This is a genomic window from Helicobacter trogontum, assembly GCF_000765905.2.
Lineage (GTDB): Bacteria > Campylobacterota > Campylobacteria > Campylobacterales > Helicobacteraceae > Helicobacter_A > Helicobacter_A trogontum.
Genome location: NZ_JRPL02000003.1, coordinates 65,453 through 86,215, shown reverse-complemented (window position 1 = coordinate 86,215; position 20,763 = coordinate 65,453). Strand labels below are relative to the sequence as shown.

Below are 20,763 nucleotides of genomic sequence, written 5' to 3'. Positions count from 1 at the left end.
GATTGATAAACTAGTGCAAAAGATATAAACCTATTTTACTGAAATTGCTAATGCAAATAGATTATCTTAACTAAAAGCATATAATCAGCTATGTAAAATAATATTTAGAAAATCTGTAATACATTATAATTTTACACGCAAAAAGCTAAATGGTGGTAGTTTAAAAGGTAGGACAATAGGGTTTGTATTGCCACTATGTATTGCCTCCACTTCCTTTCCATTTTGCAATAAGATTTTATGTAATCGTAAATAATATCTCCCATCAATGCAACAAATGGTGCCATATTCATTGCTTTGTGTAGTAAGTTTGTCTGTTGTATTGGAATCAAGCGATATAGAATCTTGTGCGTCTAATGATTGTATATCATGTATCTTGTCACTAGATTCTATAGTGTTTGGCAAATTATTCTCTAAGCTTAATTCTAAAATATCTTTGCTATTTTGTGTAGAATCTGTGTGAGAATTTCGTTTGACTACTGCATGCGATTGTGTCCCAAACTGCGTATTTGGATAGTATTGCAGGGGTGAGATAATTTCTAATAAATCACCCTTTTGTATTGTATGTTTGCAGAGACAATACAACCCAGTATAATCAACCTCTGCACATACTTGATAGCTTCCCTCACTGATTGCACTGAAATGATTTTGTGTATCAAGGCGTACAAATGGACGATGTATGATATAGCCATCAGTAAAACCCCTATTTTTTAATGTATGCAGTTCATATTGATAAAGTGCTGGACGTGAAATCTGCTGCTCATAATCTTGCAAGGCAAGGCGATATGTACGTGCTGTGATTCCTGCATAATATGTGCTTTTTGTGCGTCCCTCAATTTTTAGTGCATCAATCACACCTGATTGCATGATATGGTGTAAATGACTTGCAAGGTTTAAATCCTTGGCGTTAAATATATGCGTACCGACACCTTCTTCTTCCTGCAAACGCAAAAAGACATTATTATCTGGGTTTTTAGCATAAAATTCATTTGGGTCAAAACGCACAAGATTTCCGCTCGTATCATCGCGAACAAAATACTCATAATCAAAGCGACAATCATTTGCACAACTTCCACGATTAGGCACTCTGCCGTGTTGTAAGGCAGAGATTAAACAACGCCCTGAAAACGCAAAACACATACTTCCATGCACAAAAATTTCAATTTCTAAATCAGGCAACACCTTTTTTATTTCTTCGCAATCATTAAGGCTTATTTCTCTTGCTGCAACAATTCGCTTTACACCCATATCATAAAAAACACCTGCATCAAGCACATTCAACACATTCGCTTGTGTAGAGAGATGTATTGGAATGTTTGGGGCGATGCTTTTTGCAAGTCGTACAACACCAGGTGCTGCTACGATGAATGCATCTGGCTCTAAATCACGCATTTTTGCAATATGAGTTTTTAAAGATTCTATTTGTGAATTGAATGGAAAGCCATTGATAGTTACATACACTTTTTTACCAAGTTTATGTGCATAGATTATACCTTCTCTAAAATCATCATAAGTAAAATCTTTACTCGCACGATTACGTAATGAAAAATGGCTTACACCACCATATACCGCATCGGCTCCATATTGTAGTGCAATTTTTAGTTTTGTGAGATTCCCTGCTGGTGAGAGTAGCTGCACTTTGTGTTTAGAGCTATCTGTTTGTGTGAAACCCAACGTTGTTTCTTGCATAGTTTTCCTTTTATGTTTTATATTGCTTTTTATCTGCAATATTTTATCTAAATCTAAATAATTTATGTGTATTGTATATGCATGGAATTTGAGATTCTAATGTCTGTTGTGTTTGGTATATGATGATTAAAATTTTTGTCATATATACGTTTTGTTTGTTTATTATTGCATTCTTTACATAATAAAAATAATAAAATTGGCTTAATGGTATTGTTGGGTTTTTAATTGTTTACCAAGTCGCAATAACGTTGTTTTATCACGCACAAAGAAGGATTCAGTATGGAATCTTATTGTTTAGCTGTCTTTATGCTACTTTTGTTTTAAGTGCATTTATAGATATGCGTATTAAGTGGAATAATATGACAAACTATATAGCAGAGCAAAAGGCACAAGTAATTGTAAGTCCTACTATTTTCATAGTTTCTATAAACGTTATGGAGATTGGGATAGTCCTGGCATAGATCCCAAAATTTTTCCAAATCCACTTTATGCAAAGCATTTTGGTGTGAGAACTTTTGTGATCAAGTAAAGTAAATGGATTCTTGTAGTACATAATACCTAATCAATTATTATCAAACTTTTATATAATTTTGCTAGAATACAGGATTTAATAGTTATTGAAGTCTTGTAAGTTTTATATATTATTTGACACATAATAATTACTTAGCGATATAAAATTAAACACATACTAACATATGCAAATCTTTATAAAGTCGCAAAAGGAGCAAAGATGCAAAAACAAATTGCAGTCATTTATGGTGATGGGATCGGCAGAGAGGTGGTAACACAAGCTCTAAAGGTATTAGATTCTGTAGCAAAAATTTATAAACATGAGTTTGTTTATAATGAGGTTTTAGCTGGTGGGTGTGCCATTGATGCGTGTGGTGATTGTTTGCCGCAGGAGAGCTTAGAAATCTGCAAACGCAGTGATAGTGTTTTGCTAGGTGCTGTTGGTGGTCCAAAATGGGATAAACAACCAAGTCATAATCGTCCAGAATCAGCCCTCTTAAAACTTAGGAAAGAATTAGGTGTATTTGCAAATATTCGTCCTGCTACACTTTTACCAGAACTTAGTATGGCTAGTCCATTAAAGTGTGAGATTCTGCAAAAGGGGATTGATTTTGTTATTGTGCGTGAGCTTGTGGGGGGAGCGTATTTTGGTAGGCATTTATTGGAAGAGAGAGATGGAGAGAAAATTGCTATTGATGAGATGAGCTATACACAATCTCAAATAGAATCTATCGCAAAAGTGGCATTTCAAATCGCACAAAAACGCGGGAAAAATCTTGTTTCTGTGGATAAAGCAAATGTGTTAAGCTCATCTCGTCTTTGGCGTGAAGTGGTAGAAATGGTAGCAAAAGATTATCCAAGTGTGGCTTTGAGTCATATGTATGTCGATAATGCAGCAATGCAGATCTGTCGCGATCCTAGTCAATTTGATGTGATTTTGACTGAAAATATGTTTGGTGATATTTTAAGCGATGAGGCAAGTATTATCACAGGTACAATTGGTGTGATTCCATCTGCTTCACTTTCGCATAGTACATTGGGATTATATGAGCCAATTCATGGGAGTGCACCAGACATTGCTGGGCAGGATAAGGCAAATCCTATTGGTACAATTTTATCCGTAGCGATGATGCTAGAGTTATCCTTTGGATTAAAAAAGGAGGCAGAATCTGTGCGAAATGCAGTAAATAAAGCTTTGCAGCAAGGTTATCGTACGGGGGATATGATGGATAAAGATTCAAAACTTGTAGGTTGTGAAAAGATGGGAGATATCATCAGCGAATTTGTGAGTTAGATATATAAAATCCAAAGTTTTGTGTGTATAAAACTAGATCTTTAAGTCTTTTTTACATCATGGTTTTAAGCAAGATTATAATCAATATATACTTGAATTAGATATTATCCTGTAAAACCTTTGTAATATAATATTTATATGAAAAGTTTCATATTTTTCACGCAGTATTTCAAACAACTCTTATAAATAAGGGTGTGATAAAGTAGAATAGAAGACAAAATGAGCACTAAATCTTTGTTTTAATCTACAATGATTTATGTGATAAGTAATGTGATATTTACTAGATTGTAGTTGTCCTAATATGATATGCGAATGATTTGCATTTAGCTAACAACTTAACATTTTTTTTGTATCATTTTGCTACGATATACTTTTGGACTCAACATATAAAGGATACATATGGCGAAACTTTGGGCTGGCAGGTTTCAAACAGATGCAAACACTTTGCTTGATGAGTTTAATGCGAGCATTCCATTTGATAAAAATTTATGGGAAGAAGATATTCAAGGTTCTATTGAACATGCTAAGATGCTTTATTCTATTGGGCTTTTAGATATTCATGAGTTAGATTCTATTACGCATGGACTACAAGAGATAAAGCAAGAGATTATGCAAGGTGTTTTTGCCTTTTCTTTACACGATGAAGATATACATATGGCAATAGAACAAGCATTAAGTAAAAAGATTGGCGATGCAGGCAAGAAGCTTCATACAGCTCGCAGTAGAAATGATCAAGTTGCCTTGGATTTTAAACTCTATTGCCGAAAACAAAATCTTGCTATACAAAAACTCTTAAGTGAGCTTATAGAATCTCTTTTGACAATAGCCCAACATCATACAAATACCCTAATGCCTGGTATGACACATTTGCAACATGCACAGCCAATAAGCTTTGGGTACCATTTAGTGGCGTGGTGCGTTGGCTTGAAACGTGATGTTGAGAGATTACAAGCGAGTATGCAACGAAGTGATGATTGTCCTTTAGGTAGTGCAGCCCTTGCTGGTACACCTTATGGAAATGAAAGAGCAAATCTTGCCTTGAGTTTAGGTTTTAGAGAACCAAGCTTAAATGCTATGGATTCGGTTGGACAAAGAGATTTTGCTTTAGATATACTCTATGATATTTCTATGATTATGATGCATGTTTCTCGTATGGCAGAGGAGCTTATTTTATGGAGTAGTTATGAGTTTGGTTTTGTAACTTTTTCTGATGATTTTGCAACGGGAAGCTCTATTATGCCGCAGAAGAAAAATCCCGATGTTGCCGAGCTTTTGCGTGGTAAAACAGGCAGGGTTTATGGTAACCTTGTAGCGTTACTTACAACCATGAAAGCTCTACCTTTTGCGTATAATAAGGACATGCAAGAAGATAAAGAAGGTGTGTTTGATTCTATACAGACTGCAATGATTAGCCTCAAGATTCTAACAGAAAGTATAAAAACGCTTACAATCAATACTGATAATATGCGTAAAATGTGTGAAAAGGGACATCTAGTTGCAACGGATTTAGCAGATCTTTTGGTAAAAAAGTGTCAAGTTCCTTTTAGAGAAGCACATCATATTACAGGTATATGTGTGCAATATGCAGAGTCTAGAGGTAAAGATCTAAGCAACATAGAGATAGAATTACTTCATGAGGTTTTGGAAAAAGAGCTCTTGAAACTTTTGGCACAAAAAAGTGATACAGAAGCCATCAATACGACAATATCGCATGAGGACTTAAGACTAGCCTTAGATTTAGAGCATTCCATGCAAAGGCGAAATAGTCTTGGAGGATGTGCGAGTGATGAGGTAAAAAGACAAATTCATATATTATTGCAGTGGTTGAGATCGATTGCATGATGCCCGGATTACGATATGGCACTTCGATATTTTGAACATTATTTTAATTTGCTTGATCGGATGCCTTTAGCACTTAGGGATTTCCATCATCAATTAGGTAATGTATTGCCTGAATATAGTATGCTTGAGAGTGAAACGCTGCTTGAAATAATGATTGGTTTGTATGCACCATTATATAGGGTTTCTGCATTAGATGATGAAAGTCATATTGTTGATACAACAATAAAAAATATTCGTTTAGATGAAGCAAAACTATGTTTTGTTGATATAGAAACAACATCGGCGAATGTGAAAAATGGGCAGATTATTGAGATTGGTGCTATAATCACACAAAATGGGAGAATCCTTGATACTTTTGATACACTCGTATATAGTCCATTTGTACCAGAGGAAATTATTGAGCTAACAGGAATAAATTCCTATATGCTAGAGAATGCACCTCGCATTGAGCAAGTGTTAAAGCAATTTCGTGCATTTTTGGGCGATAGTGTATTTGTTGCACATAATGTTTCTTTTGATTATAACTTTATTGCAGAGAGTTTGCATAAATATGATATGCCACCTCTTTTTAATGCCCGTTTATGCACGCTAGATCTTAGTCGCAAAAGTATTGTGTCAAAAAAATATGCACTCTCCTATCTTAATGATATGCTTGGAATCAACACAACGCAAGTTCACAGAGCTTATGCCGATGCACTCACTGCTTTTGAATTATATAAAATATGTATACAATCGCTTCCAAACAATGTAATAACGCTGCAAGAATTAATTGATTTTTCAAAAGGAAAAGTTACATATCCTACAAGAAACACAAAAAATAGGTAGTTTTATAGTAAAACCCAAAGCAGTGTGTAATGCAGGTATCTATCCATAGAAATTGCTCTAACTGCGATTATCAAACTTTTATATAATTTTGCTAGAATACACGATATTATTATAGATTAAGCATAGATTATAATGTAATGGCATAGATTTGTAAATGTAAGGAATATTGCAAGTTGCAAAAGTGTTAGAGATAAGATGCCTTTTGGAATCTAACCCAAAAATTTGTCCAAACAATGCTATATTGCAACGTATGGATAAATCAGATTCTATAAATTAATAACTATAAGGAGCTAACGATGTGTGGCATTGTTGGATATATTGGAAATAAAGATAAAAAAAATGTAATTTTAAATGGTTTAAAAGAATTAGAATATCGCGGTTATGATAGTGCAGGTATGGCTGTTTTGCAAAATGAAAATCTTGAAACTTTTCGTGCGGTAGGAAAGCTAGAAAATCTCAACGAAAAACTACAAGATATAAAGTTTGAGGGCTATGGATTAGCTATTGGACATACGCGATGGGCTACACATGGTAAGCCAACAGAGAGCAATGCACATCCGCATAGTGGCTTACAAAGTGCAATTATTCATAATGGCATTATTGAAAATTATAAGGAGTTAAGAGAAGAATTACAAGCAAAATCTATACAATTTCAAAGTCAAACTGATACAGAAGCAATTGTGCATTTATTTGAATCTTATGCACAAACGCTTTCTCCTAAGGAAGCATTTGAAGCAACAATTAAACGATTGCAAGGATCTTTTGCAATTTTGCTCATTACAAAATTAGAATCTAACAGAATCTTTTATGCAAAAAAACATTCCCCACTTTTAATTGGTTTTAATAAAAATAGCCCTGATGAAGTCTTTTTTGCAAGTAGCGATGCTGCATTAGTAGGGCTTATTGATAGTGTGATTTATCTTGATGATGGAGCTTATGGAAGTCTTAGTATTAATGAAATACCAACATTGTCATATGATGTAAAGCCTTTTAATGTGAGCAGAGAGAAAGCACAAAAGGGCAATTATCGCTACTTTATGGAAAAAGAGATATATGAGCAAGAAAGCATTTTGCTTGAAACAATGGTGGGACGAGTAAGTAAGGGTAGTGTATGTTTAGATGAGTTAGATTCTAATTTTTTTAATGCTTTTAAGAGTATTGCAATATGTGCTTGTGGGACAAGCTACCATAGCGCATTGGTTGGCAAATATCTCTTGGAAAGAAAAGCAAGAGTTCGCACGACAACACATATTGCAAGTGAATTTCGTTATGCAAAGCCTGTGTTAGAATCTGATGAACTTTTCATTGCTATCTCACAAAGCGGTGAAACAGCTGATACTTTACAAGCCCTAAAACTTGCAAAAGAAAAAGGTTTGAAAACGCTTGTAATATGCAATGTAGATAATAGTTCTATGGTGCGTTTGGCTGATTATTGCTTACTTACAAGAGCTGGGACTGAAAAGGGCGTAGCAAGTACAAAGGCATTTGCAACACAAGTTATGGTATTATGGATCTTTTCAGTATTGCTTGGACATAAAAGAGGCTGCATAGATTCTATAGGCTTAGAAAATGAAACTCGTGCGATGTTGCATGCAAGAAGTGCTACACATATAAACCAAAACTTACATGAAAAAATCAAAAGATTATCAAAGCGTTATCTGCATGGACATGGCTTTTTCTTTATTGGGAGAGATATTTTTTACCCACTAGCACTAGAAGGTGCATTAAAGCTGAAGGAGATTAGCTATTTACATGCAGAGGGCTATCCTAGTGGGGAGATGAAACATGGTCCAATAGCCCTTGCTGATAGTGAATTATTTACACTTGCTCTTATGCCCAAGAATTTGTTGTATGAAAAAAATAAAAGCAATGTAGAAGAGCTTATTGCAAGGGATTCTACAATTTGTGCAATTAGCCCTATTGATTTTGAACTTGCTGATGATATAGTAAAGATTCCGCAATTTGAGAGTTATATGGAAGAGTTTTTTTCCATGATGGTTGTTTTGCAACTCTTAGCACTAGAAATTGCTGTGCGTCTTAATAATGATGTTGATATGCCGCGTAATTTAGCTAAAAGCGTTACGGTTGAGTAATACTCTATCTTTTGTGAATTTTATCACAATGCAAATGTCTAAGTATGTTTAGAATCTGTTTTTATCTCAAGCTCTGCCTGGCTATAAGCGGATGTTAGATAAAATGTTGCAAGCCTTTTAAAATTATTTGACTTTTCTTCTGTTATTCAAGACATAACATAAAAACATCCTGCAATAAAACTTATCTGAAATGTTAATCTTAAATACCTGATGTAAAAATTTAATTACTATCTTGAAGATTTGTTTGCAACATGTGTAGAGTTTGTTTTATAGCATGTTTTATATTATCTTTACTCATGAGTGTTTTTTCATGTGGCAGGATTACATATTGCTTACTCTTTGTTCCCCATTTCTTTGTATCATATTGTGAGAACAGACCAATTGTTGGTATACATAGATTCGAAGCAAGATGTATTGTCCCTGTACTTGGACTAATAACATAATCCATTTGCTCTATCAGTGCAGCAAGGTTGAGTATATCATTATCGTTTGGAAATATAATAAGATTAGGGATTTCTTGTTGATTTGTATTTTTCCATGCAGATAAGGCATGTAAGAAGTGTTCATGAATGTATGGATAGGTGGCAACCACTGGAATGCAATTACGCATATTGCCAATATTAGCTATAAGTTCTATATATGCTTCTAATGGGAGCGTGTGGGTGGCGGTATTGCTGAAAGGATTTATTAGAATGAGTTTTGAATTCTTCTCTTTTGTTTTTGTGTGATTGGTAATAAAAGATTGTATTTTTTCTTTTTGCTCTAACGTAGTTTTTACCTTTGCATCATCAAAGCAAAGAGTTTTTATCTTTGAATCAAATAACTTTGGATTGATTTTACGAACAAGGCTCAAGCTTAGCTCATATCGTGTCATATTGCGATATTTTGGCATAAGGTGTATAGGTATAGTTTTGCAACGCAGTGAAAAAAGACTTGGAATCTTTGTAGTTGTAATAATAGTTTTTACATTGCTTTTTTGTAATGGATATAGATAGCATCGCTTACAATTTGTAAGAATTGCATAATCAAGATGATATGAATTAAATAAATCAATATGACTCGCAATATCACCATTTATATCATGCACACAATCCACAAAATCGCAATGCAATAACAGATTTTGCATCATTGCGTTACCAAAAACAATTACCTCGCAATTAAAGATTGTTTTTAATGCAAAAAGCGGCTCAAGTGCAAAAATATTATCACCTAAACCATAGAAATGTATATAACCAACTTTCACTTAAAAATCCTGCATTATACGTTTTAAAAGCAAGATTATAGCATAGTTACTGAGACTTAGAATCTCTTCTATTGGTTTATAGTGTGATGTTTCAATGTAATATCTAGCAGAATCTTTTATATCATGATATAAATGTAACTTTTCTACATACATATTATTTTTCATAACTAAATGACTATAAAATTATATTTAACATAATTATATATAAGGTTATAAGAATTAAATCATCTAATATAATAATTTATATATAAAAAAGTTTAAAAAATATAAAAAAAATAAAATTACATATTGTATTTTTAAAAATTTACTGATATAATGCGTTTTGTAAGTTGAACAAACTAGATTCTAAAGCGGAGAAAAATATGGGATTAACAAAACAAATAAGCTTTAATGCTTTTGAAATGAATTGCATCTCTCACTTAAGTCCTGGGTTATGGCGATACCCAAATGATCAAGCCCTATGCTATAAAGATATGGAATATTGGCAAAATATTGCACAAGTCGCTGAAGAGGGCTTATTTGATGCAGTATTTATTGCTGATGTTTTAGGCGTGTATGATATTTATGGCGGCAATGATTTAGGTGCTTTAAAAACTGCCTTGCAAGTACCAGTCAATGATCCTATACAACTTGCTGTCATCGGTGCTGGGGTTACCAAACATGTAGGTTTTGGGATTACTGCTGGTGTGCCATTTGAGCATCCTTATCCATTTGCAAGGAGACTTAGCACTCTTGATCATCTCACAAAGGGCAGGGTAGGTTGGAATATTGTTACTGGTTATTTGCCAAGTGCAAATAAAAATATGGGTTCAAGTGAGCTGCCACACAATGAACGCTATGATGTCGCTGATGAGTATATGGAAGTAATTTATAAGTTATTAGAGGGGAGTTGGGAAGATTCTGCAGTAATACTAGATCGGGAAAGTGGAGATTTTGCAGATCCAACCAAAATACATCACATAGGGCATCATGGCAAATATTATGATGTTCCAGGTATTCACTTATGTGAACCAAGTATTCAGCGAACCCCAGTCTTATTTCAAGCAGGAAATTCTGCACGAGGAAGACAATTTGCTGCTACACATGCAGAAGCTATTTTTATTGCTCCACCAACAAAAGAGTATGCTAGAGTTGCTGTAAAACAAGTGAGGGATGCTCTCGTTCAGGCAGGACGAGATCCTTATAGTGCTAAAATTTATATTTTAGCCACAATAGTTACTGATGAGAACGAAAGTCTTGCCTTTGCTAAGTATAACGACTTGCTATCTTATGCAAGCAAAGAGGGATCTTTGGTTATCAATTCAGGTTGGCTAGGTGTAGATTTAAGTCGCTATGATTTGGATGATCCATTAAGCAATATTAAATCAAATGCTATGGTTGCACAGGTAGATGCTTTGAATAATTCTACAACAGAATCTGGCAAGATTTGGAGATTAAGAGATTTATTGCAACTTACAGGTATAGGCTGTCAAGGACCAAAATTTGTAGGTTCGCCTACTCAAGTATGCGATATATTGCAAGAAATGATTGCTTATAGTGATGCTGATGGTTTCAATCTTGCGTATGCAACAACACCAGGAAGTTTTGAAGATGTTGTGCGTTTTATTGTGCCAGAGTTACAAAAACGTGGTGTATATAAGCAAGAATATACACAAGGATCATTGCGACATAAGCTTTTTGGTAAGGGTGATAGATTAGATTCTACACATCTTGCTTCGCGTTATCGAGTGGGTGGCTCTAAAAGCAGTATTAATGATTTTGCAGGGACAGGCAGATTCAAACGCAATAAGGAGCAAGACTATGTTATATAGTTTGTGCCAATAAAATATTTTCTATAAACAAAGATATATATACGCTTAATTTGGCGAGATTTGTGGTTGCTAATAAAATATAGAAGGCAGTTAGGTAATGTTTGCAGTCTATTTGCAATACAGCTAAGTTTTATGACAAGGATTATGACAATGGTGTTATTTAAGAGGAATAGGTCTGAATTAGACATTTCAAAAACAAAGACAATCCGTTCTGTCATTGCAGCAAGTAGCGGCAATCTTGTGGAATGGTTTGATTTTTATATTTATGCATTTGCGACACCTTATTTTGCGAGTAACTTTTCTGATGCACAATCCTCAGTTATACAACAAATATCTGTTTTTGGTGTGTTTGCCATTGGTTTTTTAATGCTTCCTATTGGCAGTATGGTTTTTGGGTCTATCGCTGATAAAATAGGACGTAAAAGCTCGATGATTTTTTCTATTGTTTTAATGGCTATAGGTTCGTTTTTGATAGCATTTTTGCCTGGCAAAAATATCATAGGAGATGCTGCAATTATCTTTTTACTTTTGGCAAGACTCTTGCAGGGCTTTGCTGTTGGTGGAGAATATGGTATTGCAGCGGCTTATTTAAGTGAGGTGGCACCGCATGGTAAAAGAGGATTTTATTCAAGTTTTCAGTATTTTACTCTTATTGGTGGTCAATTACTTGCTATAGCAAGTATTAGTTGCATGTTTTTATTTATCTCACACGAAGAAATGTCTGAGTGGGGATGGAGGGTATTGTTTTTCATTGGTGGTATGTTTGCTTTATTTAGTCTACTTATACGTTCGTTTATGAGTGACAATTCTGCAGAGGAACTAAAATGTCATGCAGATAGAGGTAGCTTTAAAGCCTTATTAAAATCATATAAATCTGTATTGCTTGTTTTTGGTATTACCGCAGGATGCTCTCCAGCTTACTATATTATTACCACATATAGCAAGATATATATGATAAATAATGGAATTGATCCACAAATAGCCTCTAATATTATGCTTGGAGCAATTTTTATACTATTTATCTCTGTTCCATTTTTTGGAATATTGTCTGATAAAATAGGGTTAAAAACTTGTCTACTTGCATTCTGTATTTTTACTATTTTTGGTATTTATCCAGCTTTTATGGCAATGAAAACATTTACAAACCCTTTTGCGTTGTTTGCTATAATCGGATCCATGTGTTTTATGCTTGGATTATATAGTGCAGTGGCAGGTATTTTTAAGACTACACTTTTTCCACAACATATTCGTGCTCTTGGAACTGGGTTTAGTTATGCAGTTGCGGCAGCACTTTTTGGAGGAAGTGCAAATTATGTAGCTTTACAATTTAAGGAATACGGAGTTGAACAAGGTTTCTTTATTTATCTTGGCATATTAATGGTCATAGCAACCGTATGTGTTATTTTGATTCCAAAAAATAGAAATCTAGATTAACTCTGTTGTAATTAATCAAACTAAAAGGAGACATATTATGTTATATAACACGCTACAGGATGGAATTTATATTATCCATGAAAATAATGAGTGGATACCACCTTTTAAAGAAGCATTTGATAGGGCTGGGGTAGAATTTCGTGAGATTTTTTTGACTCAAGGAGGAATCAGTCTAGATTCTATCCCGCCAAACGGTGTGTTTTGGAGTAGACTCTCTGCTTCAAGTCATACACGTGATAATGCTTTTTCCAAAGAATATGGACGTGCTATTCTCTCATGGTTGGAATCTCATAAGCGATGTGTGATCAATGGTAGTGATGTTTTAGAGCTTGAAGTGAGTAAAGTAAAACAGGCATTGCTTTTAGATTCTTTTTTTAAGGCAGGACACTTTGGATTTAAAACACCAAAGACTATTGCTGTGTTTGGAAAGATAGACTTAATAAATGCGGCAAGTTGCTTTCAAAATAAGCCCTTTATCACCAAGCATAATCAAGGCGGCAAAGGTTTAGGTGTGAGACTTTTTGAAAGCATAGAAGAGTTTAGGCAATATATAGATTCTGATGAATTTGAATTGCCTATAGATGGTATTACACTATTACAAGAATACATAGAATCCAAGGAAGCTTTCATTACACGATGTGAGTTTATCGGTGGCAAGTTTCATTATGCGGTGCGTGTAGATACGAGCGATGGGGCTTTTGAACTGTGTCCTGCTGATGCATGTCAGATAGATTCTAAAAGTGCAATCCCTCGTCCTGCTTTTGCTGGAGCGGCATGTGAAGTAGGTATGGGTGATAAATTTAGTCTGCGTAAGGAGATAAATTCAAAAAGTTCTATTGTGCAGTGTTTGGAGCAATTCTTGGCGCAATATAACATTTCTGTAGCAGGAATTGAATTTATTGAAAGTGTAAGTGGTGATCTTGTGGTATATGATATTAATACAAATACAAATTATAACTCTACTTTAGAATCTAAGATTAGGCAAAGTGGCGGTGTAGCAGCGGCTGATAGGTTAGTAGAGTTTTTGCATGAGAAATTTAGAGCAATTACGCAATAAAGGAGAAACGATGAAGTTTGGTTATTGGAGTCCTGTGTTTGGAAGTTGGCTTAGAAATGTAGATGATGATAGCACTTTATGTTCATGGGAATATATACGCGATTTGGCTATAAAAGCAGAAAATTTAGGCTATACACTCACGCTTGTGCCAGAATTGTATTTAAATGACATTAAGGGTGAGAGAGCACCTGCACTTGATGCGTGGGCTATTGCAAATGGTTTGGCTGCTGTGACAAAAAAAATTGAGATTCTAGCAGCTCTGCGTCCGCAATATCATCAAGTAGCTTTGACGGCAAAGCAGATTGCCACGATTTCACAGATTTGTAATGGAAGATTTTCTATTAATATGGTGTCAGCATGGTGGGAAGAAGAGGCTAGGCAGTATGGTATAAACTTTGATGCACATGATGATAGATATACGCTTACACGTGAATATACTGATGTATTGCGTAAATTTTGGGAGCAAAGTCCAATGAATCATAATGGCAAGTATTTTAACTTCAGTGATTCTTATAATGAACCAAAACCACATACAACTCCACTTGTATATGCAGGGGGAGAAAGTGAGATAGGTAGAAATGCTATTACACATTTTGCAGATTTTTATCTTTTACATGGAGGAACACTTGAAGAAGCAGAGATAAAAATTGCAGATATGAAAGAAAGAAAAGAAAGGGCAGGGTTATCACCATTTAGGGGTTTTGGTATGGCTGTGTATATGATTGTGCGAGATAGTGAGGAAGAGGCACAAAAAGAGTTAAAAAGGATCACTACAATTAAGAATTATGAGGATTATGAGAACTCTTACAAAAATTTTACAGGTAATTCTCAACTTGATGTAGAGATTAGCAAACTTGAATATAGTGTATCCAATCGCGGTTTGCGTCCGGGACTAATTGGCACACCAGAACAGGTGGCACAAAAAATTAAGGCATATAAGAAGGTCGGGGTAGATTTACTCATCATTCAGTGTGCGAATATGCAAGAGGAATTGGAATATATTGCTAAAAAAGTCATGCCGCTTGTGTGAAAGTTGACATCAATATCACTTATGATAGGGGACAATTCCCCCCTCCCACATATTACTTTATCTTTAAAGATTTTGGTATTTTTTCTATAGTCTTTTGTTATATTGTTTTTTATTGAATATTTCTGTGCTCTATATAGTAATATTTTATAAGTTTTATTGTTAGCGTGAGGTTGCAAAATCAGTATGCAAATACTAAGACTTTTTTAGGTTAATATGCTTCAAAGATAAATTACACTTCAAGATTGTATCTTTGATATTCTAAGCATTGTTTGACAAGGGTTTAGGTATCAGCAAATGTAATGGCGCATATGGCAATGGCATTTTCTAAATCATGACTCATGCTAATTGCAATCTTTTGTGTTTTAAAAGCATTATATTTGCTTTCATGTAAGGCTAAATGTGGTTTTCCATGCAAATCTTTATATATACACATATCATGAAAGCCAATGTCTTTACCAATGCCAACACCAAGTGCTTTAGAACATGCCTCTTTTATCGCCCAAAATCCTGCTATCGTATCAATTTTATAAGAATCTAGTGTGAAATTATGTTTCAAATACATTATAGTACTTTGTGTTTGCATTGAATATAGTTCTAGATTTTCTTGAGTGAAAAAATGGAATTTACAAGATGCAACATCATGTGTTAAAAACTCTTGGTTTTCCATATCTAAATGATTTGATGCTTTAGAATCTTTACGATACAATGCAGATAGACTATCTCTATTTTTGTAAGCAAGTAATATTTCATTTGGCAACAAAAAACGCTCTAAAAAACTCATGCCAAACTTTGTAATAGCATTTTTTATGCGGGATATAGCAATAATATCTGTACCAATCTCAAGATTCATAATTAAGGCTGGATTACGAGATCTGGAAACACAAAACCAACAATGCTACTATCTGTTAGAATTGCATTTACACTTGCAGTGAGCGTTGCAGCAAGTTTTTGCTTACCCTGTGCACCTTGCAGATCTGTCTTCATAAAACCACTCACAGTATCAATAATGACAGCACGTATAATATCAATCTTTACATCAAGCTCCTTAGCAGCTGATTTATCACTCATGATCATTGTAGCATTAAACTTAATATAACCTGCCGAACGTAAATCATCTGGGTTTGATGGCTTTAACATCATAACAAATTCTTTTTCAATTGGATATAAATCCTTTGCATTGCGATATATGCCATAATGGGTGTTGCTATCAGCATACAAGATTCCAACACTAAAAATACATAATAACACGAACAATATACGCTTCATAACTTTCCTTTACACCGCATGAGACTTTTAAAAAACACGTTTTGTCAAAATATTTTGCTTCTAAGCCTTAAGGTTGTAGAATAAAATCTGGGAATACAACAGCTGTTACCTTGCCATCTGTAAGCACAGAATTAAGACTAGCTACAATCGCATTAGCAAGCTTTTGCCTACCCTGTGAACCTTGCAACTCGGTAGCTAGATAGGCACTTGTGCTATCAGCTATAATATTTCTCACAATATCAAGTTTTACATCAACTTCTTTTACTGCGTTTTTATCAGCAAGTAAAAGCGTAGCTTTGAATTTTGCAAAACCTGCACTTCGCATATTCTCTGGATCTGGCGATTTTAAATTGATAACAAATTCTTTTTCTAAAGGCATAATAGCAACAGGATTTCTATATGCCTCATTTTGCAACAATGCTTGTTGTTCTGGTGAGAGATTTGCAACTTGTGGCGGAGGTGGCATATTGCCTCCCCCATGATCACTTTCCTCATCTCCACCCATAAAAAGAAATACAACCACACCAATAAGTATGAGTACCGCGACAACAACACCTACGATTATAAAAATAAGTCCCTTACCCTTTTTCTCTTCTGTAGCTGATTGTTCTTCTGCCATGTTTGCTCCTTACTTTGTAAAATACATCAAAGTTGTCTGTCCAAATTTACTTTTCTTTACAAGATGAAATATCCCTACTTGAGTATCAAGATGAATATCACTCATACTCTCGATAACTATCATATCGACTTTTTGCACAAAATTTTCATCAAAAGATTTTATAAAACACCAAATCTTTGTATAAATATCTTCAAAACCTTTCCGACATGCAAAAGGTGGGTCCATATACAATACAAACTGCCTAGTTTGCTCTATAGAACTTAAAGGAGCAATTGTATCATTTTTTACTTGGAAATCTGCGTTTTTTGCGAAATTCATAATAGAATCCTGACATTGTAGGCAATCTTTGTAATGTGCACTTATGCTAAGAGGCATTGTATTGCTCATAGAATCTTGCGTATTAGCGTGATAGCGTACATGTTTCTCCCAAAATAAGCTAATGTTGTTGCATAAATTTTTGAAAGCCTCTGCATTTTTCTCAAAAAATACAACTTCACTAGCTCCAAGCGATAGAGCTTCAAATCCCATTTGCCCACTCCCTGCAAAACACTCAACAAAGATTTTATTATAAAGAGAATATTGCATGACATCAAAAAAGGACTTTTTTACAAGAGCTTTTGTAGGTCTAGTTATGTTGTTAGATTCTAAAAAAAGTCCTAAACCCTTGTATTTTCCCCTGTTGATTGCAAATTTTTCTTTTTTGCCTTGTGTATGTTGTGTCTTTTGGTGTTTATGCATACTCTCCCTTTAGGCTTATCCAACCTTCAATTTAACAAGTTTTTATTTGTCCATAATTTTAACATAATTTATAGTGTGAATTGTGTTAAGTTATGACCAGATTATATAACACTTAAATGATATAGAATCTCTAAAAAGAACCTCGAAAAAATTCAAGAGCTAGAGTTTTATTGCAAAGATTTTAAGGGAATAATAGATTACTTTATCATGGTGTGACTAATGAAAATAATGTTATAGGTAAAAAGAGGTGTTGCTATGGAGATACAACTAAGTAAAAATATCCTCTGTTTTATTGCTAATTTAATGTAAGAAATGTATTCAATGAAGAATATAATTATGTAGACAAATTGTTTTAATATAATGTATGCAAAAACTATCAACTAGCTTTATTTTATTATTTCTTGCATAATTTTATGGGTTTGGTGTGAGGAATATATAAATTTTTATTTATTTGCATTTATAGTTGCTGTTAAAGTATCTCATTTGTTCTAGTCTAGAATTTGAAATACAACCTTAATCACATAATATTGTGGCAATATTTTGCAATTTTATATTTATGAGATGACAATATTTACTTTGTATATAAATTATATCTTTGTTTTTTGCTTAAACCTTGTTTTTAAATTTTGTATGATAAACAATGAGACTAATAAACTTAAGATATGGAAATTACGGCGTATTGTATAAATTATGTAAAGCAAAAAGTCATGTAATATCCTTGCAATAAAATATCAATATGTCTATTCAAGTAAGATATTTGCATCATATCCTAGTCTTTTTAATGATAAGTAGTGAGGTTGGGTTTATAAAAGATAGGCTAAATATGTTAATATGCGTTAATAAGACTAAAAAGAAGTTTTTAATATGTTTTTTACATTGTGTTAAATCTTGCAGATGAGGAGGTTCAATAAAGATAGGTTTCATAAATATTTGTTAAAATGAGTAGAATAAAATTTGCAATACAACATTGTAAGCCTCTATATAATGTTCTAAAATATATTCTCTCGCGTTGTAGTGTTATGCGTATGCTATAGCACGGACTTCTCGTATTACATTGACTTTGATTTCACCTGGATATTGCAATTGTTGTTTGATATCATTTGCAATCTCTCTAGACAATACAATACTTTGGGCATCGCCAATTAGATCAGCTCTCACAATCACACGCACTTCTCTACCCGCATACACTGCATATGCTTGCTTTACCCCAAATTTCTCCATAGCAATTTTTTCTAAATCTCTCACACGATTAATATAGTTTTCATTTACCTCATTTCTTACACCTGGTCGTGCTGCACTAAGAGCATCTGCGGTGCAAACCGCGCTGCATTCAATGCTTTTAGATTCTTCGCGTCCATGATGTGCATATATAGCATTAATCACAACAGGATCTTCATTATACCTTAAACACACATCAGCACCTAAATCCACATGACTACCGCCTTGTTCATCTGTGAGTGCCTTACCAATATCATGTAGAAGTCCAGCTCGTCTTGCAAGTTTTACATCACCACCTAGTTCACCTGCTATAATTCCTGCGAGTCTAGCTACTTCTAAGGAATGCTGCAAGGCATTTTGTCCAAAACTTGCTCGATATTTTAGCTTTCCTATAAGTTTTTTTAATTCAGATTCTACACAACCTATACCAAGATCTAGCAAAATCTCATCACCTTCTTGATAAAGTTGCTCTTCTGCTTGAACTTTTACCTTTTCATATATTTCTTCAATGCGGCTTGGGTGTATCCTGCCATCTTGCATGAGAATTTCAAGCGTTCTTGTTGCTAACGCTCTTCTATAAAGACTAAAGGAGCTAAGTGAAATTTCATTTGGCGTATCATCAATAATAAGATTTACACCGCATATCATTTCAAACGCTTTAATATTGCGACCTTCTTTACCAATGATTTTCCCTTTCATCTCATCACTTAACAATCGGACATGGTTGACCAATTTATCGCTGACAAACTCTCCAGCAAATCGAGTGGTTGCTTGTGCGATAATATAGTTTGCCCTACGTTTTGCTTCAGCCTTTGCCTCTGTTTCATATCGACGGATAAGACTAGCTCGCTCTTGTATGAGCTCATCTTCTAGATTTTTCAGTAATATTCTTTTTCCTTCTTCTTTTGTCATTGAGGTATAATTTTGTAAGAGGGATGAAAGTTTTAGCTTTTCTTCTTGATATTGCTCTAATATTTTTGTTTGCTCCTCTTTCTGTTTTAGTGCTTCTTGTTTTGCGAGTTTTATTGTTTTAGTATATTCTTCTTGCTCTTGTATGGTTTTTTCAAGTTCATTTTGACGTGCTAACAGCTGTTGATTAAATCTTGCTTCCTCCTCTTGCATTTTTACATGTCTGTTGTGTAGTAGCTGTTCTATTTCAGTTTCTAATGCTTTTATTTTTGCATTATTTTGTTCAATGCACAAAAGCATTTTCGTATAAGAGAACTTCCTTGCGACAAAGAAAGTGAGGAACGCAATGCAAATCGCAGTCGCCATACACGAAAGTAAAACAATATAAGTCATTTATATGTACTCACATACTTGTCTGCTTGTATATCATGCCATTCACATAGCGATTCTGTGGAAACATGTCGCAATCTACTCACAAAAATACTATAAGGGTTTATCTTTAGGGTTTCATAAAATCTATCATACATACCTTTTCCAAATCCTATTCTTTTCATATTTTTATCAACGCCAAGAACTGGCACAATAGCAATGTCTATTAATATATTTTTATAAATGTTGCAAGTTTTTGGTTCATAAATTCGCCAGTGGTTTTTTACTAAAGGCAAACGATATTTTACCATGTTAAAGCTTGTTTTTTCAAGTTTTGGGACAAATACTTGATATTTTTTATCGCGTTTTAATTTTTGCATGATACACGTAATGTCTACTTCTGTAGGTAATGGCATATAGAGTAAAACGTTGTAATGATTTGTTTTTGATGGTATGTAAAAAATTTTATTACCACATCTTTTTTTGTATGCTTTTGGTTTTTTATATTTTATTATTTGTGTATAAATATTTTTAGCACAATATTTATCATAAATACATAATCCTCTTTGAAGAGAGGCTTTTTTTTGTATCTTTGCTTTTATTTGTGTGCGAAATTCTGTTTTTGCTACTGCGGATTTCATGTGTTTTTACCGATGTGATTTGTCCCCATTAGATTATATTACCTTAATTCTTTTGTCCGAGTTTTTAAATATTTAACCATGATAGTATAAAAAATAAGTCTTAAGACTATTATAATCACATATGTGAAGATATTGTTATGCTAGTATTTTTTTAAATTCTATACTGTAAAATAAGATT

The 20,763-nt window shown here is 33.9% G+C and carries 18 protein-coding genes; 9 read left to right on the top strand and 9 right to left on the bottom strand.

Annotated elements, in window-relative coordinates:
- Positions 1–123: 123 nt before the first annotated feature.
- Complete coding sequence (locus LS81_RS02245) at positions 124–1,686, bottom strand: peptidase U32 family protein (RefSeq protein ID WP_034344708.1); 1,563 nt, start codon at positions 1,684–1,686, stop codon at positions 124–126.
- Between the two features lie 248 nt (positions 1,687–1,934).
- Here LS81_RS02245 and LS81_RS02240 point away from each other — a divergent pair, with 248 nt between their 5' ends.
- The 5 genes from LS81_RS02240 (at position 1,935) to glmS (ending at position 8,250) form a co-directional block, all read left to right on the top strand.
- Entirely contained in the window at positions 1,935–2,147 is a 213-nt protein-coding gene (locus LS81_RS02240; protein ID WP_138069868.1) for a hypothetical protein, read from the top strand.
- A gap of 269 nt (positions 2,148–2,416) precedes the next feature.
- Positions 2,417–3,490, top strand: a complete 1,074-nt coding sequence (gene leuB, locus LS81_RS02235; RefSeq protein WP_034344711.1) for a 3-isopropylmalate dehydrogenase — start codon at positions 2,417–2,419, stop codon at positions 3,488–3,490.
- A gap of 399 nt (positions 3,491–3,889) precedes the next feature.
- A complete protein-coding gene (gene argH, locus LS81_RS02230) occupies positions 3,890–5,332 on the top strand; it encodes an argininosuccinate lyase (RefSeq protein ID WP_034344714.1) in 1,443 nt (480 codons plus the stop codon).
- A 15-nt stretch (positions 5,333–5,347) separates the two neighbouring features.
- Positions 5,348–6,157 (top strand): 3'-5' exonuclease, encoded by an 810-nt coding sequence (locus LS81_RS02225; protein ID WP_034344716.1) that lies wholly within the window; start codon positions 5,348–5,350, stop codon positions 6,155–6,157.
- 296 nt (positions 6,158–6,453) lie between these two features.
- Positions 6,454–8,250: a glutamine--fructose-6-phosphate transaminase (isomerizing) gene (gene glmS, locus LS81_RS02220; protein WP_104696502.1), complete on the top strand. Its 1,797-nt coding sequence runs from the start codon at positions 6,454–6,456 to the stop codon at positions 8,248–8,250.
- A 220-nt stretch (positions 8,251–8,470) separates the two neighbouring features.
- On the opposite strand, the gene LS81_RS02215 is transcribed toward glmS, so the two are convergent.
- Positions 8,471–9,493: a glycosyltransferase family 9 protein gene (locus LS81_RS02215; RefSeq protein ID WP_034344719.1), complete on the bottom strand. Its 1,023-nt coding sequence runs from the start codon at positions 9,491–9,493 to the stop codon at positions 8,471–8,473.
- A complete protein-coding gene (locus tag LS81_RS11200; RefSeq protein ID WP_161976739.1) occupies positions 9,494–9,658 on the bottom strand; it encodes a hypothetical protein in 165 nt (54 codons plus the stop codon).
- Between the two features lie 197 nt (positions 9,659–9,855).
- Between LS81_RS11200 and LS81_RS02210 the strand changes: the two genes are divergently transcribed.
- From LS81_RS02210 to LS81_RS02195, 4 genes are all read left to right on the top strand, one after another.
- Positions 9,856–11,304, top strand: a complete 1,449-nt coding sequence (locus LS81_RS02210) for an LLM class flavin-dependent oxidoreductase (RefSeq protein ID WP_034344723.1) — start codon at positions 9,856–9,858, stop codon at positions 11,302–11,304.
- A gap of 150 nt (positions 11,305–11,454) precedes the next feature.
- Positions 11,455–12,738 (top strand): MFS transporter, encoded by a 1,284-nt coding sequence (locus tag LS81_RS02205; protein WP_034344726.1) that lies wholly within the window; start codon positions 11,455–11,457, stop codon positions 12,736–12,738.
- A gap of 37 nt (positions 12,739–12,775) precedes the next feature.
- On the top strand, positions 12,776–13,795 hold the full coding sequence (locus LS81_RS02200) for an ATP-grasp domain-containing protein (RefSeq protein WP_034344729.1): 1,020 nt from the start codon (positions 12,776–12,778) through the stop codon (positions 13,793–13,795).
- 10 nt (positions 13,796–13,805) lie between these two features.
- Complete coding sequence (locus tag LS81_RS02195; RefSeq protein WP_034344732.1) at positions 13,806–14,825, top strand: LLM class flavin-dependent oxidoreductase; 1,020 nt, start codon at positions 13,806–13,808, stop codon at positions 14,823–14,825.
- A 280-nt stretch (positions 14,826–15,105) separates the two neighbouring features.
- Here LS81_RS02195 and acpS read toward each other — a convergent pair whose 3' ends face one another.
- The 6 genes from acpS to LS81_RS02165 form a co-directional block, all read right to left on the bottom strand.
- Entirely contained in the window at positions 15,106–15,675 is a 570-nt protein-coding gene (acpS, locus tag LS81_RS02190) for a holo-ACP synthase (RefSeq protein ID WP_052096451.1), read from the bottom strand.
- Between the two features lie 2 nt (positions 15,676–15,677).
- A complete protein-coding gene (locus LS81_RS02185; RefSeq protein WP_034317123.1) occupies positions 15,678–16,091 on the bottom strand; it encodes a flagellar basal body-associated FliL family protein in 414 nt (137 codons plus the stop codon).
- A 67-nt stretch (positions 16,092–16,158) separates the two neighbouring features.
- Positions 16,159–16,710 carry a flagellar basal body-associated FliL family protein gene (locus LS81_RS02180; RefSeq protein ID WP_034344735.1) on the bottom strand — a complete coding sequence of 184 codons (552 nt, stop codon included), beginning with the start codon at positions 16,708–16,710 and terminating at the stop codon, positions 16,159–16,161.
- 9 nt (positions 16,711–16,719) lie between these two features.
- Positions 16,720–17,448 carry an RsmD family RNA methyltransferase gene (locus LS81_RS02175; RefSeq protein WP_034344737.1) on the bottom strand — a complete coding sequence of 243 codons (729 nt, stop codon included), beginning with the start codon at positions 17,446–17,448 and terminating at the stop codon, positions 16,720–16,722.
- 1,017 nt (positions 17,449–18,465) lie between these two features.
- Positions 18,466–19,968, bottom strand: a complete 1,503-nt coding sequence (gene rny, locus LS81_RS02170) for a ribonuclease Y (RefSeq protein WP_081955880.1) — start codon at positions 19,966–19,968, stop codon at positions 18,466–18,468.
- Positions 19,965–20,585, bottom strand: a complete 621-nt coding sequence (locus tag LS81_RS02165) for a 5-formyltetrahydrofolate cyclo-ligase (protein WP_034344739.1) — start codon at positions 20,583–20,585, stop codon at positions 19,965–19,967. The genes rny and LS81_RS02165 overlap by 4 nt, the downstream gene beginning before the upstream one ends.
- Between the last annotated feature and the right edge of the window lie 178 nt (positions 20,586–20,763).